The sequence below is a fragment of the Brevibacterium paucivorans genome (assembly GCF_016907735.1).
GTDB lineage: Bacteria > Actinomycetota > Actinomycetes > Actinomycetales > Brevibacteriaceae > Brevibacterium > Brevibacterium paucivorans.
Genome location: NZ_JAFBCP010000001.1, coordinates 1,430,259 through 1,445,257, shown reverse-complemented (window position 1 = coordinate 1,445,257; position 14,999 = coordinate 1,430,259). Strand labels below are relative to the sequence as shown.

Sequence of the window (14,999 nt, the reverse complement as noted above, 5' to 3'; positions counted from 1 at the left end):
ATTCTCCCGCCGAGGTCGTCGCAAGTTTCGCTCACATGATCCGTCCCGCGGCCAGCAGTACGGTGCCGTGACAGCCCCCACTTGGGACCACCTCGGGCCACTAACACGTAGCCGTGCGGTTCCATTCGTCAAGGAACGCGCGTTCAGCACCGTCAGGTTTGGATGGCGCGCCACTGAGCGCGTTCCGCGCTTTCTTCGCTTTGCCACACACGGTAGATACAAAGTCCAGGTGGTTACCCTCGTTCACGCTGATGTAGGCCAACCCGTCGTACCCGCTTGCGCGCAGGGCTTGGATACCGGCTCGCGCGTGACTCGGCCTCAAGGCCGGCCCGTCCACTGGAGTCTCGAAATCCACGCTGAACTTCGCATTCCGCTCGCCACGCGCAGACAACGTGAAATCGTAGAACCCGGCATCCCACATGTTCGCAACAACGGATTCGTACTGACCCCATTCATCGCGGTTCAGATACGTGTCCCTGTCCGCACTCTGATCCTTGTGCCGCACGGACACGGAGCCCACGCCCGCTGGAAGTCCGTTCACTTCCGAAAGTGTTGTTCTTATCTGTTGCGACGTCTCTAGAGCAACCTCAAACCGCGCCTCTGACAGGTCAACTATCTCCACATTGATGTTCTTTGCTGTCAACTGGCGATACACGCCCAGCGCCTGTTCGGAGCCGATATGTTTGCGGTAATGCGGCAACGAACCTTCAGCGCTCTGGATAACCTGGAGGCCCGAGGCGGTAAAACTGGTTGACACGTCCTTGTGGTCCTTTGCGAATGCCCCGCTCACTTTGTCCACAGCTTTCGCATCTGGGAAGCTCGCGTTCACGGATACATGATCGGAGCTGGTCTGGGGTTCGAATCCCACCACAAGCTCCCGCAACTCCCCGCCGTTATTTTTGACCTCCCCGTGAAGCGCATCTGCGAGGCGTTGCTGAGCCGCATCGTGCGGGTTCATGGTGACAGTGGTGAGTTTTGCCTCTTCCTTCTCCCCGTTCGTCGCGGTGAAAACACCGTCGACGTCTTTTGCTTCAGTGCGCATCCAGTCAAACGGGTCCTTATCCACAGTTGCAGACACGCTTTTTCCTTGGATCGTGCCACTAGTGATGTGTTTGTGCCCCGCAAGCTTATGTACAAGGTCGAATGAGGGAAAAGCACGGCGCGGAATAGACGGGGAGCTCGTTGGGTCAACGTACGTCACCTTAGCTTCAAACACGCCACTCACAATCACAAGGTTCACATCACTGCCGATACTCGCATTGCGATACTTTTCCTCAAGCTTGTCCATGGTCGACGAAAGCTCCCCTGGCGAAGCCTTCTCATCGACCTCAATGCGAATGTGGTCACCCTTGACCTCGGCATCTTTGATGCCTTTCTGCGACTTCGCAAAGTCGCGGAACTCTTCACGGGTCATGTGCTGAGGCGCGCTCGTGGAAAATGGCAGCGGCGCAGGGTGGGGTCCAGGATCACGTCCGGGCACCAGCACGTCACATGCCGTCCCTGCCGTAGCCACCAGAAACACACTCATGGCAATCGCGACGATTCGAGTTCGTGCCCACAGTTTTGCTCTCATGTGTTCAGGTTATGGCGACCCCGGCCACAATCGGTGTCGCCGCCTGTTCCCAAACGGGCACGTACGTCATCAGTCGGGTACACCTCGGGCTGTTCTGAGAGGCGCCCCGCACCGGCGGAGACGCCAACCGCCCCACTAATACGCTAAGGCTCGCCCCGCACTACTAACCCAGTGCGGGGCGAGCCTTTAAGCGTTACGCCAGCGCTACTTACTTCTTGCGACGTGCCAGGAGCACAGCGGCCCCACCGACTCCTACCAGGAGGGCGGCGAGTCCCAGGCTCACGGCCACGCTCACACCCGTGCGTGGAAGTGGCTTGCCGTCGTTGCTGTCTCCCTGTCCCGAGGTGGAATCATCTTCCGAACCGTCACCCGGCTGGGCTGGGGCTTCCGAAGGGTCGTCCGATGGCGCGGGCTTGTCGGTTGCGTCCTCGCCCGGTTCTTCACCCGGGGTTTCAGATGGGCGGTCAGTTGCGTCCTCGCCCGGTTCTTCAGATGGGCCCTCGCCCGGCTCCTCACCTGGAGCTTCCGAAGGTGCGTCGGAAGGTTCGTCCGTTGCGTCGTCGCCCGGTTCTTCTGCGGGAGGCTCCTCGGCGTCAAAAATCTTGCCCAGGCGCAAGAACACGGTTTCACCGGTCGCGTCGTCCAGTCCGTCGTTATCAGTCACAGCGTAGGCCTGGCCGTCAGCTGCGATGGTGAACCCTTCGAGCTTTTCTTGCGTCCAGCCGTTTGTGGCCTTGAGGTATGGGAGCACGTCAACAGCGTCAGCCTTGGTGACCGGCTGTGCTGGTGGGACTCCGCCGGCGTCTGCGTCAGGAACGTCTGGCAGCGTCACCTTGACAACGCGCTTGACCTTGGCGTTTGGCCCGTTGAGCTTGTCGCGCTCAATAACTGCAACGGTCTTGTCGTCGATCACGGTGATCTCGGATAGTCCCATCCAGTCACCCTTGGTGTCGGTGCCTTCGAGTTCGTAGCTGAACCAGTCGAACTCCTTGGTCTTGACGTTGTACTTACCAATCCGCGTGGTGTTTTCACCTTCGAGCGCCTTGCGGTCATCAGCTTCCGGGTCTTCCCACAGCGGACGCTGCACAGCGAAGAACACTTCTTCTTCGCCAGCCGCGTTGACGTGGCTGTCCACGCCTTCCAGACCCCACTTGCCGATGTGCTTCGAGATCTCTTCCGGTAGCGACACACGCTCTTCGATGTTGAGCTTGTCGTCGGTGCGGATCAGCGCGTTTTCAGCACCGGTCTTGCCTTCGGAGGCCAGCCAGAATCCGCCGTCCTTGCGGGTTGCCAGGCCTTCGATGTCCAAGCCTTCAGCTGGCTTGCCCTGGTCCATCACCGTACGAGCTTCGGTGATGCGCGCTGGTGTCTGGGAAGCGTCAACCGTGTAGACCTGCCCGTGTGACAGCGCGGAGTCCGAGGCGGCAAAGAGTTTCGTTGCGTCCTTCTGGTCTGCGGTCAGAGCGCCCAGCGCGGTCCAGCCGATGTACTGGCTTTCCGCCTTGTCCGACACGATGGATGGCTGCGGAACTTCCGGCTGGTCGCCGTCCAGCTGGTAGATGCCCACCGAGGAGCGCACGGCGTTGTCAGCTTCGTCCACCTCCGAGGACACGGCGAGCATGTTGCGTTCTGGGATAGGCAGGATGCCTTCTGGGCCGTTGGTGGTGAAGAGCAGCTGTACGAACTTTGGCTTAGCTGGAGTGTCAACGTCATACACGGCCACGAAGTTGGAGCGTTCTGAACCGACGAACGCGTAGCGCTTACCGTTCATGGTCGCTAGCGCGATGCCTTCAGGCTCTGACCCCTTCTTTTCTGCGCGCTTCTCGTTGTGCAGACCATGCTGGATTGCAATTTCAGACAGCGAGTTTCCAGCGTCCCACACGGTGTTACCCTCGGTGTCGAACACGGTCCAGCCGCGGGTTCCGCCCTTCCAGTCACCTTCGTTTGCCGTGGCGATGTGCGAGTCGTCGATCCATCCGATTGCGTCAGGTTCGCGTGGCCCTGAGATGGAGTCTTTTGCCTTGATCAGTCCGTCTTTGGTTGCGTCGACACCCTTGACGGTGGCGTCGCCGGCGCTAAATACTGACTCGATTTCACCGGTTGCAGCATCCAGGATCGCAATCCCGTTGTTTTCCTGTAGGGTCACTGCCACCTTGGTGCCCGAGTTGAACGAGACGTATTCGGGCTCCAAGTCTTCTGGGGTGTCCAGGCCAGCCTTTTCGACGATTGGGAGTGGCTTACCGTCCTCATCATTGAACATGACAGGTGTAGCTGCCCACGAGCTTGGGTCGCCGTCCAGCTTCAGGGTCTGAACGAATCCGCCGGGGAGCTGTGGAAGACCTCCGTCGACTTCTTCATTTTCCTCGTCACGCTGGTTCTCCATTGCGATAGCGGCGTGCTTACCGTCTTCACTGATGGCGATGGAGTCAGGCTGTCCCTTGAGATCGATCGATGCCACACGGGAGTGGTCGGAGAGTTTGACGACGTCCACACGACCCTTTGGTTCGGTGAAGTTTCCGCCGGTTTCGTCGATGACGACCAGCACGTAGTCGCCGGCTACCGCTACCGAGGTGGGTTGGTCGTCCGCGTTGCCCAAGGTTGCGAGGTCGAGGCTCCCCTTACCCTTAGGGTTAGCCGGGTCGGAAATGTCGAGGAATCCGATGCGCTTCCCCGCAGCATCGGTGTAGATCATGGTTTTTCCGTCGCCACTGACGCTTGAGATTTCAGCTACGGTTTCGTCTGCAGGGTCTACACCCTTAGGCACGTTCTGGTACACGGGGTAGGTTGCGGTGCGCACGAATGGGCCTGCCATTGAGTTGTTTGCACCGTTCTGGTCAACAATCTCTGCAAGAGCTGGGGTGCCAAAAGCAACTCCCGAAGCAACAATTCCGCAGGCCAGTCCGCTGGCCACTAGTTTGGTGCTGATTTTGCGCGACATCTATGTGCTCCTTCTACAGGCGTGTGCGCCCTACGTGTTAGCTGGATCCGTGTGAGCGACGCGCCTCGCTGTGGACACATCGCAGTCACTTCATCACACGTTTTTATCTAGCGACGGTGAACGGTTCCTTGCATAGATCTTGCACTGGGGTTAACAGACTCGAATTGGTGCTGGCACCAGGCGAAACGGCGCAAAGCGAGCGAAACTGCGCATTATATTGCGCAGTTTCGCTCGCTTTGCGCCGTCTGGACCTGGCCAAATCACCCGGAGTGCTTCACTTGGACTGCTCTTCCGAGCAGATGTGACACACCAATCAGATACCACGTCGCCACGCGCACAAAAACCGTTTACCCACCACCCCTCGAACAGGGTTGGTGGGTAAACACCCTTTTTGTTCGTTTTGATCACGTTTTCGGCTCAAAATCGGCCAGTTACCCACCACCCCTATGCGCAAACCTCGTACTTGTGGTGGGTAACTGGGTTGCGGATCAAAAAGAGAGCGCGATGACGTGACACATCAACACCCTGAACACAAAAAAAACTCGGGACATCGAGTGAACGATGTCCCGAGATTTCACAACGCGGAGTCGGTGGGATTTGAACCCACGGTCCCCAGTTCAAGGGACTCCACCTTAGCAGGGTGGTGCTTTCGGCCGCTCAGCCACGACTCCAAGTGCCACAACGCCCATCAACACGGGGTCGAAAAAGCGCGTAACCACATAAAGGTTACCCAAGGGCTCCGCATCGAGCAAAACGCGCGATACCCACAGCACCTCGGACATGCCCCATCTTCACCCCATCCGGCACCCCCAGTCACCAAAATGGACGCTTTGCATCCACACGGAGCGTATTCATACAGTTCGCAATAAAAGCGACTAAAATACCCGTGGACTCAAAGAGCCTAAAGTAGTTTGAGTTGTGTTTTGTCAATCGAGGAGTACGTGTGACGAAAAATAGCGAGGAACAACCTCAATCGGGCACGTCAAAACCCGTCAAGCAGTTCCGCGCTTCGTCACGGCCCAGCTTTCGCGGTCAGCATTCGGCATCAGCAAGCCAGAGTGCAGGCAACAACCCCAACCACGGCTCAACATCAAACTCCACAAACAACAACGCGTCTGCAAACTCCGCTGGCAACAGTGGCGCTACGCCTCAGTTCCGCACCCGGCGCGAACGGCTGGCTAACGAAAACCGCCGCTCGGCCCACGCACCAAACGCGCCTAGCGCACCACCCACTCCCACGACACCGCCGCCGGCGTCTCCCCCGCAGGCCACCACAACGCCTGCCGCCGCACAAACTGCACCACAAGCATCAACCCCCCAAGCACCTAGTGCGCCCCACCAACCGGAACCGCCGGCACCGCGCAACCGACCACAGTCTGTAAACGCACAGGACCACGTCAATGCGCAGCAGCCACGTCCCTCTGCAGGCTCACGTGCCCGCGCAACAGTAGGCAACCTGCGCACCCGCACGCGCTCCACGCTGGACAACTTGCGCACTCGCAAACCCACGGAAGGCGAGCGCCACACGAAACAGCGTTACGACGCATTCCCTAAAGTTGTGGGATGGACCAGTCTGGGAACCCTGCTTCCTGGTCTCGCGATGATCCGTAAGAACCGCAACAGCAAACTCGGCTGGTTCTTGCTCATTGGGTTCTTCGCAGGAATCCTCGTTACCGGAATCATGACCTTGGCGCTGGGACCAATCCGCGTCGTCGCACGCGTCATCTCCAGCCCTACTATCCTGAACATCCTGGCGTTCCTGCTTCTGGCGGGACTGATCATTTGGGTGCTGGTCATCATCCGGTCCTACATCGTCAGTTCACGTGGCACCAAGATGTCGGATCAGCAACGGATCTTGTCCGGCGTGCTCGTGGTGTCACTCATGCTGATCGTCGCGATCCCCCTGGGCGTGGGTGGCGCTTACTCAAAGGTCTCCAGTCACACTGTGTCCAAGATCTTCGGCAACGGCGGCGCACCAGTGGGACCAAGCAAAGAACAGATATGGGCTGACAAACCACGGATCAATGTGTTCCTTATTGGACGAGACAACGGTGAAAACCGCACCGGAACGCGCCCAGACACCATGCTGGTCGCATCGATCGATACTCAAAGCGGCAAGAGCACGCTCATTTCCGTGCCACGTAACCTCACGTACCCCGTCTTCCCGGAAGATTCGAAACTGGCGCAAGAATTCCCTGACGGTTTCAACGCTCTGGGCGAGGAAAGCCTTATCAACTCGGTGTGGTCGTGGGCAGAAGACAACCCTGAATCAGTGGGCGACCCGCACGGACTGGAAACCGGCATGTGGGCAACCATGCAGGCAGTCGAAGGCTCGCTAGGCATCAACCTGGACTACTGGGCTTCTGTAGACATGCAGGGCTTCCGTGACCTGGTCAACGCAATGGGCGGGGTCAAGATTGACGTCGAACGCCCCATCCCCATGGGCGGTGGCGAGAACCAGCACACGGGAGCCAAGAACCGGATCTTCGGCTGGATCGACCCTGGCGAACAAAAACTCAGCGGGATGCAGGCCCTGTGGTACGTGCGTTCACGTGACGGCTCAGACAACTATGACCGCATGTGCCGCCAACAACGCATGCTCAAAACCACGCTGGAGCAAGTCAACCCGTCCGAACTCGCACTGAAGTTCCCCCAGCTGGCGAACTCCTCCACGAAGAACGTCGCCACGGACGTCAACCAGAAGGAACTGGGCGGTTTTGTGGAGCTGGCGTGGGAAATGAAGAACACTAAGATCAAGTCCGCGCAGATCAACAACGAGGTCACCCCCACGTATCGGCCGGATTACGACAAACTTCACCAGTGGGTCAAGGACCAGATCGACCCACAAAAGCCCAGCCAAAAAGAAGAAACCAAAGGCGGCGGCGACAAGGAAGAAGAAGAGCCTCAACCCACCGAGGAACCCACTGAAGAAACCGGTGCCCCAGCACCAGGTATCGAAGACAACGAGGGTAAGTGCTACCCGTCCGGCTACAACCCCGGTGACCCTTGGCCCGGCTACCCTGGGCCAGGTAACCACGGAGAGCACTGATGGCACATCTCAGCGTCGCTGTGATTGGTGCCGGTCCACGCGGTCTGTCCGTGTGCGAACGCTTGACCGCGCTGGCACCTGAGTACAAGCACCCCGTCACGATCCACGTGATCGACCCGTATGCACCGGGTCCGGGTCGCGTGTGGGACACCGAGCAGTCCCCTGAGCTGCTCATGAACACCACCATCAGTGAGCAAACCATTTTCCCCGACAACTCGTGCGACGTCTCCCCCACCAACACCGGGCCGTCCATGCGCGAATGGTACCTAGCCACGGACGGAACAGACGACCCTGACACCACGTTCTGTTCGCGCACCCTGTACGGCGAATACCTGGCTGACGCGTTCACCCGAGTCCGCGAAAACGCGCCCCAAAACGTCACCATCCAGGTCCACCGCGCACAGGCCCTGCGTATCGCTGACCCGGGGTCCCCAGTGGAGGTGACCCAGATTGTGCGCCTGTCCGATGACACCTCGGTAACGGTCGACGCGGTGGTGCTGTGCGTGGGTCACATTCCGTCCCGCCTCACCGATGAGCGCATCCAGTTGGAGCGCTACGCCGCGGACAACGACCTGAACTACTGTCCGCCCTCACTCCCGGCAGAAACTCCCGTTGACCGGGTACCCGCAGGTGAGACCGTGATTTTTCGCGGGTTCGGGCTCAACTATTTTGACTTGCAGGCGTTGTTTACCCACGGCCGAGGCGGCACTTTCGTCCCGCGCGAACCCTCCCCTGACCGTCCTGGCGAGTGCGAGCCCTGGGAGTTGGAATATGTCCCCAGTGGCCGGGAACCTGTTCTTGCGCCCAGTTCACGACGGGGTATTCCGTACCGGTGTAAACCCGTCACGCCCAGCCACCCTATGAAGCCGTACCCGTTGCGGTTTTTCACGGAAGACAACGTCACCAAACTTTCCAGCGGTAAGCTTCTGCACTTTGACGATCAGCTGTGGCCGCTCATCCTCACCGACTTGCGGTATGCGTGGTACGCGGCCTTGTACCGCAGCCGGCCGGAGTTGTTCTTGCGTGACCCGGCCCCACTGAAGGAGGCCCTGACCGAGGCGGTCGACCGTCACCTTGCCCGTCGCTCTGGCGCGGAAACCCAGGGGCGTGCCACTGGACGTGAGACTCATGAGGCTCCCGCGCTTCACGAGGTTCTCGACTCAGTTGTCCCCCGCGAGCACCAGTTGGATCTCCAGGCGCTCTTGCGCCCGCTCAACGAAGAACAGTTTGCGAACCGAGAGCAGCTGACCGCGTGGATCGACAGTTTTCTGGAACAGGAGCTTCGGGATGCGTACGCGGGCCCGGAGCTGGCTCCAAGTAAAGCGATTTTCGCGGTTTTGTGGACCGCACGCGGTTTCTTGAAGGAACTAGTGGCTGACAGCCGGATTAGCCCCACTAGTTTTGCGACCGAGGTGCGTGGCTGGTTTGAGTCCTTTGTTTCCGGCATCTGTGATGGGCCTCCACCGCAACGGTTCGCTGAACTGCTGGCGTTGAGCCGAGCAGGCCTCGTCACCTATGTGGGTCCGCAGGTGAAAATCGCCACCAGCGCTGACGAACCAGCGTTTATTGCCTCGACACCGGTCGTAGACGGGGACATCGTCGCCCGGAACCTCATCGACGCGGCATCGCCCACGAACCACATCCGGTTAGCCGACGACAACTTAATCACGTCCATGCTGGACCGCGGGCAACTCACTGTCGCCACGATCACCAGCGATGAAGGAACCCTGTTACCCACCTCGGGACCGTTGGTCGAACGGGACACCCTACGCACGGTCGACTCCCGTGGCCGGGTCCACCCACACCGGTACGTCATGTCGATTCAGTTGTCGTCACTGCAGCTGGGCTTGGCGATCGCGGCAAATCCGAACACGAACGCCCGGACCCTCCGCGATGCCCACAGCATTGCCCGCCACATTTACGGGCTGGCCGACCGTTAGTTCTGACTACGCATGAGCGATCGACGCTGCTGACTTCACACTGCGGGCGCGCGCAACTGCAACAATCGACGCACCAACACCTAGCAGTAGCCACAGGAACAACGTGCCCCAGGCGCCACCGGCGCCCGGTGTACCGGTCACAATCGCAACCGCACCCTCAATTCCGGTGGCAGGCGGGGTGAACCCTGCCAAGCTGGTGAGCACCTCGGGCGGGGTAGTAAACAAGTGCGCTGCCACGGCTACCACAATCATGAACAGTGAAATCATCTGCCCAACAGCGCCAAAAAGTCCCACGAGCGCGAAGTTCAGCACCGTAAACACCACGCTGGCAAACAGTGCAAACGCGAACAGGTGAACGCCGTTAGAAAGCGGAATGTCCATCACTGGAACCGCGAGCGCCGTCACCAGCAACGCCTGCACGACAGCAACTGCCAGGCCGGGAACCAGACCGCGTAGCATGATCGCCACGTTGCTCCGGCGCGAGGTCAGTGCGGTCGCTGAGACCGCGCGCACCACTGTGTAAGTGATGAGCGAGCCCACCCACAGAGCAAGAATCAGCATGAGCGCAACGGATTGGGCCAGTGCCGCGTTCACGAACTTGGTGCTAGACCCGTCGATCGCAGATGACACTGCAGCAGACAGCTTGTCGCGTTCCGGCGCGGTGTAGCTTGGGATTTTTTCCTTACCTTCTTCGATTCCTTCAGCGAACTTGCCGGTGCCGTCTGAGAGTTTGTCAGCACCGTCGGCCAGTTGCCGTGCTCCGGTGTTGAGCTTCTGCGCCCCGTCGGAGGCTTGCGAAACACCAAAGACATACTGGCGCAGACCTCGGGACAGTTCGTGGCCACCGTCTGAGAGCTTGTCCGCACCATCGGAGAGTTTCACAGCGCCGTCTGACAGCTTCTTAGACCCGTCTGCGGCCTTTCCGATTCCGTCGACCAGCGGGCCGGTGCCCTTCGCGAGCTTGTCGGTTCCGTCAGCCAGTTTCTTGGAGCCGTCCACCAGCTTGTCGCCGTTGTCGGACAGTTCGTTTGCACCGTCAGACAGGTCGCTGGCCCCCTTGCGCAACTTCTTGGAACCGTCCAGAAGTTTGTCGGTGCCGGCCTTGAACTTGTCCAGTTTCTTCTCGAGTTCGTCCAAGTTCTTGCCGACCTTATCCAGGTCCAGGTTCTTGTACTTTTCGAGCACCTTGGTGATCTCAGCGACGCGGTCATTGATGCGTTTAGCTGCCTCATCCAAGGAGTCACACCCGTCGATGATTGACTCGCCTGTTGACGGGTCCTTCTTGTCGAGCGCGTCTGCCGCCGACTTCAGTCCCTTGACGTAACCAGTTGCCAGACCAGACACGTATGCGCCTTCAACCACATCGCAGGCTGGGTCTTTTGCGCCATCAGGGAGTTTCTTACAGATCTTGCCGCGAATTTGCTTCGCTTGATCCTGCGAAATCATGCCCAGCTTCACAGCCTGGTTCAGGCTCGCAACATCGCTGGACTCGATTTTCTTCGCTTGAGCGCGGAGTTCCTTCTGGTAGTCCTTGACCTCACGTTTGAGGCCCTCCACGCCTTTCTTAAACCGGTCCAGGTGCGTTTCGGTGTCTTCGAGCTTGTTAGCTTTGTCAGAGCCCCGAAGCTTACGCAGCTCATCCAGGTCGATCTTGTCGAGCTCATTGGTGAAATCACGGACTTTGAGCACGACTTCGTCGATGTTGCCGGTGTACTCGTTCACTCCCTTGGACAGTTCGCCCGCCCCGCCAGCAAGTTTGTCTGCTCCACCGGTGTATTTCTCAACACCGTCTGACAGGTCCTTTGCACCGTTAGCAAGTTGCTTGCTTTGCTTGGGTAGGTCCTGGGTTTTGGTCTTCATTTCGCCGAGGCCGTCAGACAGTTCCCCTGCCCCGTCGGCGAGGCTTCCCGCACCTTTGGAGAGTTCCCCTGCACCGTTGGCAAGCTGTGTCGCACCGCTAGTGAGCTTGCCGCCGTTGGCGTCAAGTTTGCCGAGGCCGTCAGACAGTTCCCCTGTCCCGTCAGCGAGTTCTGAAGTCCCGTTGGACAACTGCCCGGCACCGTCGTCGAGCTCAGCTGCCGCGTCACCCATGGTGCGCATCTGGTCCTTCATGTCGTTGAAACCGACGAACACGTTGTCCAGGAACTTTTCGCTCATGTCCGTGTTGAACTTGGTGCGCGCCGCATCGACCAGAGCACGCGAAACCACTGCGTTGTTCACCGGGGACACGTCCGAGGTTTGCACCTGGATCGTTGCCTGTTTGACGTCCATGGGGTCGTCTTTTGCGGTGGAGAGAACTTCGCGTGAAAAACCTTCTGGGATCGTGACGACTGCGGCGTACTTACCGTTTTCGAGCCCTTCTTGGGCGTCTTCGTCGGTTGATTGCACCCAGCGGTAGTTCTCGGTATCCAGGTCGACCAGCGCAGCGGAAAGCTGGCGCCCCATGGGTACCCGCTTACCGTTGACTTCGGTTCCATCGTCGTTGTTCACAATGGCCGCCGTGATCTCACCAAAACGGGTGTCGGCGCCGCGAGTGGCCAGAACAAAGCCACCCGCAATGAGTACCGGCACAAGGATGAGGCCAACAAGCGACCACAGGGTCACTCGTTTCCCTGAAGCTGCTCTTTCTAGGATTGGCATTACTGTGCTCCTCCAAACGCATGAGCGGGAACGTGTTCGGTACGGTTGTGATCGTCCAAATTCAACAAGGTGTAGTCCATTCCACTGGGGATCATCCAGTCAACGTCAGGGTTGTGTAGCCCCAGAATCACCGCGGACCCACGGGCGGCCGCAACGTCCACCAGGTTCTTAACTGCTTTCGCAGTGGCGTGGTCGTGCGGGGTATCAGCGTGGTCAATGACAACCACGGGTGGAAGTTTCTTAATGAAGCCGCGGATGTACTCCGGTTTAGGCACCAAAGATTCCTCACTGTGTCGCAACGTCAAGAACGGGGTAGAACGACGAACCTTGTTCGCCTGCTCCGGCAAAACATACTCGCCTACCTTCAGTTCCCCATCTTCCAGCGGCGCACGCCCGGCGAGTGCCAAAAGCAAGGCGGAACGACCTCGGCCACTGACCGCCAACAGCTCACCCGGTTGCAACGCCACATTGACGTTTTCAAACAGAGGCCCACCGGTGCCGTACACGCTCAGGTTTTCGCCGTAGATCCGGTATTCGGTGTCGGTTTCTGGCCAGTTCTGCAATTTCACCTGGTGGTACAGGCCCTCACCTTCCACGTCGAAGTGTGGAAGGATGCGTTCGAGCCACTTGGGCAACCACCATGCGTGTTCGCCCAACAAGGTCATGACCGCCGGGACCAGGGTCATGCGTACAAGGAACGCATCGACGGCAATACCAACGGCCAAGCCCAACGCGATCGACTTAATGATCGCCTCACCAGCGGGCACGAACGCCGCGAACACGCAGAACATGATGACCGCAGCGGCAGTCACCACAGACGCCGAACTCATGAAACCCTTCTTCACAGCCTCACGAGCAGGCGTACCGTGCGCATAAGCCTCACGCATACCCGACACCAAGAACACTTCATAGTCCATGGCCAGACCAAACAAGATACCCATGAGAATAATGGGCAAGAAGCTGATGACCGGGCCAATGTGGTCCAGGTTGAAGGCACTTGCGCCGTGGCCCTCAATGAACACCAGCTCCACCACACCAAAGCCGGCGACCACCGACAAAAGGAACCCTGCGGTGGCTTTAATGGGCACCCACAGCGACCTGAACACCATCATGAGCAGCACCAGCGACAGCCCCACAACGAACAGACCAAAAGGCACAAGCGCGCGCCCCAGCTGAGCTGACACGTCAATCGCAACAGCCGTCGCACCTGTCACTGCGGTTTGGTAGCCGTATTCGTCTTTAATCTTGGGCTCCATGTCACGGAGCGCTTCAACGATTTTTTCGGTCTCAGGGTCGCTGGGGCCGGTTTCGGGAATGATTTGGAACATGGCCGTGTCAGCGTTTTCATTAGGCACGGCCAGAATGACCTGCTTGACCCCGGGGATCTTCTTGATTTCGTCTTCGATCTTTTCGACATCGTCCAGCGGGTCGTCACTGGTGACAATCTCAGCGGTCATGACCAGTGGCCCGTTGTGGCCGGGGCCGAATTCCTTGTCGATCAAGTCAAAGGTTGTACGCGCCGGGGTCCCCTCTGGTTGGCCCCCGTTGTCCGGTAGCGCGAGTTGCAGTTTGGACGCCGGGATCGCGAAAACGCTCAAGGCACCCACGATCACGATGATGGTGATGAGTGGGAACTTGGTCGCCACCGTCACCCAGCCCCGGTAGAACTTGGTTGCGAATGTTTCCTTCTGGGCGGTGTGGGATTCCTCCGCCGAGGTGGTTGCTGAGCTGGTGTACTCGTTCTGGCGGTTTTGGGTGCCGTTGCGTTTGGCCGCTTTCTTCTGGGCTTTCTTCTGAGCCTTGCGTAGCGGGTTGATGCGTTCGCCAATGAAGCCCAGGATTGCGGGAACAAGAGTCAGAGCCACTCCAACCGCAACCGCCACCGTCGCAGCGGCACCGAATCCCATGACTGCCAGGAATGGCATTCCGGTGAGCGAAAGCCCCACAAGAGCAATAATCACGGTGATCCCCGCGAACACCACGGCCGATCCAGCTGTAGCGTTTGCGCGCGCTACCGATTCTTCTGCGTCGTGGCCTTCGAGCATGAAGGAACGGGCGCGGGAAATGATGAACAGCGCATAGTCAATACCCACCGCTAGTCCCAGCATGAGTGCCAGCATGGGGGCGGTGGATGACACGGTCGAGAACGCTGTGAGCCCCACGATTCCCAAGAGTCCAATCATCACACCTACGACTGCGGTGAGTAGAGGAACACCGGCGGCCAGTGCAGAGCCAAAGGTGAAAAGCAATACGAAGAACGCGATCGCTACACCGATTCCTTCTACCCACGAAACGTGAACGCTGGTGGTTTTGAAGACTTCTCCACCTGCACTGACTGTGGATCCTTCAGGGAGCGCGTCGCGGAGTTGTTCGGTTTGTTTGTGCAGGGTTTCACGGTCTTCGTCTGTGAGTTCTTCAACAGGCGAGTCGTACGACACGTTAATGATGGCCGCGTTCTTGTCGTCATTGATATTGCCATGTACGTGTTCATTGAACGGCGACGTCACGCCCTCAACGTTGCCCACGTCTTCGAGTCGCTCAACCGCGTTTTCGATCTCTTCTTTATAGGTGCCCTGATCCACGCGCTCCTTGTTTGCGCTCACCACAATGATGTCTCCGCGAGCACCGGACGCTTGCGGAAACGTCAGTCTCATCGAGTCGAGGGCTTCCTGTGACTCCGCGCCTGGCAGTTCAAACTTGTCGTCGAACTTGTTGGCGAAGAGCCCAACAAAAGCACCCATCAACACGATGATCAGCAGCCACACTCCGGCAGTTGACAGGCGGTGCCGGAATGTTGCGCGACCTAATCCATAGAGAAAAGAAGACACAAGTTCGCTTTCGGTTGCATGGGGAGATCGA

The 14,999-nt window shown here is 58.8% G+C and carries 6 protein-coding genes and 1 tRNA gene; 2 read left to right on the top strand and 5 right to left on the bottom strand.

The genetic code is table 11. From position 1 onward, the window contains the following. Positions 1-100: 100 nt before the first annotated feature. From JOE56_RS06680 to JOE56_RS06670, 3 genes are all read right to left on the bottom strand, one after another. The gene (locus JOE56_RS06680) at positions 101-1,573 is read right to left on the bottom strand and encodes a hypothetical protein (RefSeq protein WP_204515376.1); all 1,473 of its coding nucleotides are present in this window, start codon (positions 1,571-1,573) and stop codon (positions 101-103) included. A 208-nt stretch (positions 1,574-1,781) separates the two neighbouring features. Next, positions 1,782-4,511, bottom strand: coding sequence for an esterase-like activity of phytase family protein (locus JOE56_RS06675; RefSeq protein ID WP_204515374.1), 2,730 nt, complete (start codon positions 4,509-4,511; stop codon positions 1,782-1,784). Positions 4,512-5,093: 582 nt separating this feature from the next. After that, positions 5,094-5,182: transfer RNA gene (locus tag JOE56_RS06670), tRNA-Ser, on the bottom strand. Between the two features lie 272 nt (positions 5,183-5,454). Between JOE56_RS06670 and JOE56_RS11620 the strand changes: the two genes are divergently transcribed. Together JOE56_RS11620 and JOE56_RS06660 are read left to right on the top strand one after the other, a co-directional pair. Beyond that, complete coding sequence (locus JOE56_RS11620; RefSeq protein ID WP_204515373.1) at positions 5,455-7,560, top strand: LCP family glycopolymer transferase; 2,106 nt, start codon at positions 5,455-5,457, stop codon at positions 7,558-7,560. After that, the gene (locus JOE56_RS06660) at positions 7,560-9,500 is read left to right on the top strand and encodes an FAD/NAD(P)-binding protein (protein ID WP_239530389.1); all 1,941 of its coding nucleotides are present in this window, start codon (positions 7,560-7,562) and stop codon (positions 9,498-9,500) included. Before JOE56_RS11620 ends, JOE56_RS06660 begins: the two co-directional genes overlap by 1 nt. A 6-nt stretch (positions 9,501-9,506) precedes the next feature. Here JOE56_RS06660 and JOE56_RS06655 read toward each other — a convergent pair whose 3' ends face one another. Continuing rightward, the gene (locus JOE56_RS06655) at positions 9,507-12,140 is read right to left on the bottom strand and encodes a YhgE/Pip domain-containing protein (RefSeq protein ID WP_204515371.1); all 2,634 of its coding nucleotides are present in this window, start codon (positions 12,138-12,140) and stop codon (positions 9,507-9,509) included. After that, positions 12,140-14,905, bottom strand: coding sequence for an MMPL family transporter (locus JOE56_RS06650; RefSeq protein WP_338028639.1), 2,766 nt, complete (start codon positions 14,903-14,905; stop codon positions 12,140-12,142). The genes JOE56_RS06655 and JOE56_RS06650 overlap by 1 nt, the downstream gene beginning before the upstream one ends. Positions 14,906-14,999 lie beyond the last annotated feature (94 nt).